The organism is Neisseria sp. HMSC070F02, from assembly GCF_001814225.1.
GTDB lineage: Bacteria > Pseudomonadota > Gammaproteobacteria > Burkholderiales > Neisseriaceae > Neisseria > Neisseria meningitidis.
The window spans coordinates 1-2107 of sequence record NZ_KV815405.1 but is presented as its reverse complement, the minus strand read 5'-3'; the positions used below and the strand labels follow the sequence as shown (position 1 = coordinate 2107).

The 2107-nt window shown below is 48.9% G+C and carries 1 protein-coding gene; it reads left to right on the top strand.

Going from position 1 to position 2107, the window contains the following annotated elements:
- Nucleotides 1–211 precede the first annotated feature (211 nt).
- Entirely contained in the window at nucleotides 212–1987 is a 1776-nt protein-coding gene (gene nhhA / locus HMPREF2959_RS04480) for an autotransporter adhesin NhhA (protein WP_002243488.1), read from the top strand.
- Nucleotides 1988–2107 lie beyond the last annotated feature (120 nt).

Genomic DNA, 2107 nt, shown 5'->3' with positions numbered 1-2107 from the left:
GGGAATCCAGACCCGTCGGCACGGAAACTTACCGAATAAAACAGTTTCCTTAGATTCCACGTCCCAGATTCCCGCCTTCGCGGGAATGACGAGATTTTAAGTTGGGGGAATTTATCAGAAAACCCCCAACCCCCAAAAACCGGGCGGATGCCGCACCATCCGCCCCCAAACCCCGATTTAACCATTCAAACAAACCAAAAGAAAAAACAAAATGAACAAAATATACCGCATCATTTGGAATAGTGCCCTCAATGCCTGGGTCGTCGTATCCGAGCTCACACGCAACCACACCAAACGCGCCTCCGCAACCGTGGAGACCGCCGTATTGGCGACACTGTTGTTTGCAACGGTTCAGGCAAGTGCTAACAATGAAGAGCAAGAAGAAGATTTATATTTAGACCCCGTACAACGCACTGTTGCCGTGTTGATAGTCAATTCCGATAAAGAAGGCACGGGAGAAAAAGAAAAAGTAGAAGAAAATTCAGATTGGGCAGTATATTTCAACGAGAAAGGAGTACTAACAGCCAGAGAAATCACCCTCAAAGCCGGCGACAACCTGAAAATCAAACAAAACGGCACAAACTTCACCTACTCGCTGAAAAAAGACCTCACAGATCTGACCAGTGTTGGAACTGAAAAATTATCGTTTAGCGCAAACGGCAATAAAGTCAACATCACAAGCGACACCAAAGGCTTGAATTTTGCGAAAGAAACGGCTGGGACGAACGGCGACACCACGGTTCATCTGAACGGTATTGGTTCGACTTTGACCGATACGCTGCTGAATACCGGAGCGACCACAAACGTAACCAACGACAACGTTACCGATGACGAGAAAAAACGTGCGGCAAGCGTTAAAGACGTATTAAACGCTGGCTGGAACATTAAAGGCGTTAAACCCGGTACAACAGCTTCCGATAACGTTGATTTCGTCCGCACTTACGACACAGTCGAGTTCTTGAGCGCAGATACGAAAACAACGACTGTTAATGTGGAAAGCAAAGACAACGGCAAGAAAACCGAAGTTAAAATCGGTGCGAAGACTTCTGTTATTAAAGAAAAAGACGGTAAGTTGGTTACTGGTAAAGACAAAGGCGAGAATGGTTCTTCTACAGACGAAGGCGAAGGCTTAGTGACTGCAAAAGAAGTGATTGATGCAGTAAACAAGGCTGGTTGGAGAATGAAAACAACAACCGCTAATGGTCAAACAGGTCAAGCTGACAAGTTTGAAACCGTTACATCAGGCACAAATGTAACCTTTGCTAGTGGTAAAGGTACAACTGCGACTGTAAGTAAAGATGATCAAGGCAACATCACTGTTATGTATGATGTAAATGTCGGCGATGCCCTAAACGTCAATCAGCTGCAAAACAGCGGTTGGAATTTGGATTCCAAAGCGGTTGCAGGTTCTTCGGGCAAAGTCATCAGCGGCAATGTTTCGCCGAGCAAGGGAAAGATGGATGAAACCGTCAACATTAATGCCGGCAACAACATCGAGATTACCCGCAACGGTAAAAATATCGACATCGCCACTTCGATGACCCCGCAGTTTTCCAGCGTTTCGCTCGGCGCGGGGGCGGATGCGCCCACTTTGAGCGTGGATGGGGACGCATTGAATGTCGGCAGCAAGAAGGACAACAAACCCGTCCGCATTACCAATGTCGCCCCGGGCGTTAAAGAGGGGGATGTTACAAACGTCGCACAACTTAAAGGCGTGGCGCAAAACTTGAACAACCGCATCGACAATGTGGACGGCAACGCGCGTGCGGGCATCGCCCAAGCGATTGCAACCGCAGGTCTGGTTCAGGCGTATTTGCCCGGCAAGAGTATGATGGCGATCGGCGGCGGCACTTATCGCGGCGAAGCCGGTTACGCCATCGGCTACTCCAGTATTTCCGACGGCGGAAATTGGATTATCAAAGGCACGGCTTCCGGCAATTCGCGCGGCCATTTCGGTGCTTCCGCATCTGTCGGTTATCAGTGGTAAGGGCTTTTTCGCCTGTCTGCTGTTGGGACAGGCGGAAGGTTTGAAGGGAAGGGTGGCGATTTGCCGCCTGAGACCTTTGCAAAATCCCCCCAAAATCCCCTAAATTCCCACCAAGACATT

Excerpts from the sequence above, each read along its gene's own strand:
- nhhA (WP_002243488.1), top strand. The coding sequence starts at position 212 with ATGAACAAAATATACCGCATCATTTGGAATAGTGCCCTCAATGCCTGG.